The 843-nt window shown below is 44.4% G+C and carries 1 protein-coding gene and 1 pseudogene; both read left to right on the top strand.

Annotated elements, in window-relative coordinates:
* Window positions 1-59 precede the first annotated feature (59 nt).
* On the top strand, window positions 60-473 hold the full coding sequence (locus ACFINW_RS10015; protein WP_375654686.1) for a hypothetical protein: 414 nt from the start codon (window positions 60-62) through the stop codon (window positions 471-473).
* A 131-nt stretch (window positions 474-604) separates the two neighbouring features.
* Window positions 605-843 (top strand): annotated as a pseudogene (locus ACFINW_RS10010) (phage tail tape measure protein); the annotation flags it as partial.

Below are 843 nucleotides of genomic sequence, written 5' to 3'. Positions count from 1 at the left end.
GCAACGGGCAAGAGATCGGTTCTCGCCGCCGCTCTATTCTCAATTTATAGGAATTGATCATGACAAGTTTACAAACCAGCATTGACGTGGAATTGCAGGTTCCGCTTCCTTATCAAGATAAAAGTGGCAAAGAATCTCTCTGCAAGAAACTGACCTTTTATCGCCCCACTTTTAAGCATGCCAAGCAATTAGCGGTGCTCATTGGACCACAATTGACAGAGCTGCTGCTTCCTGAGTTTGGAGAGCAAAAAACAACTTTGAGCAATGATGTGCTTATCACGAAGCTTTCTCAAGTTTTGTTCACAAGTGAGGCAACAGAAGGCATCACAGCACTTTTGGCTGATATGTCACGTGAATCTATTGAATTGATTGATCGAGTTGATGTGATGGATATTGTCGCAATATTGAAGGCTTTTTTTGCTTTTTTTACGCAACGCCAATCCTCTCTGCCAGACAATTTGGGGCAGAACTAGCCCTTTATTATCACTGGGCGCCTTCAGAGATTAACCAGATGGATTGGCTGGATGTGATTGCCTATCGAGAAGAACTCGCACGCCTGAAACAACAAGAATATGAAAGTCATCAGTTAGGATAAAGAATCGTCATGGATGTTTCCCTTGTTGTGCGTTTTGTCAATCATCTGCAAGAGGGGATAGCTTCTGCCAAGCGTGATCTTGCAGCCTTTAGTTCAGATGTTGCGCATTTCCAAAACAAGACAAGGCAGCATTTTAAAGGGTGGTTTGACCCTGAGCATCTTGAGGATGCGACAAAGAATGCGGAAAATGCTTTTATCCAAGCGCGGGGGCGCATGGTGGGTGCCATTGCGCAAACAGCAACCTTAAT

Origin of the sequence: Bartonella sp. AA18HLJMS, assembly GCF_042197245.1 — a bacterium.
Classification (GTDB): Bacteria; Pseudomonadota; Alphaproteobacteria; order Rhizobiales; family Rhizobiaceae; genus Bartonella.
The sequence above is the reverse complement of the archived record's forward strand: the minus strand, read 5'-3'. Positions and strand labels throughout refer to the sequence as shown.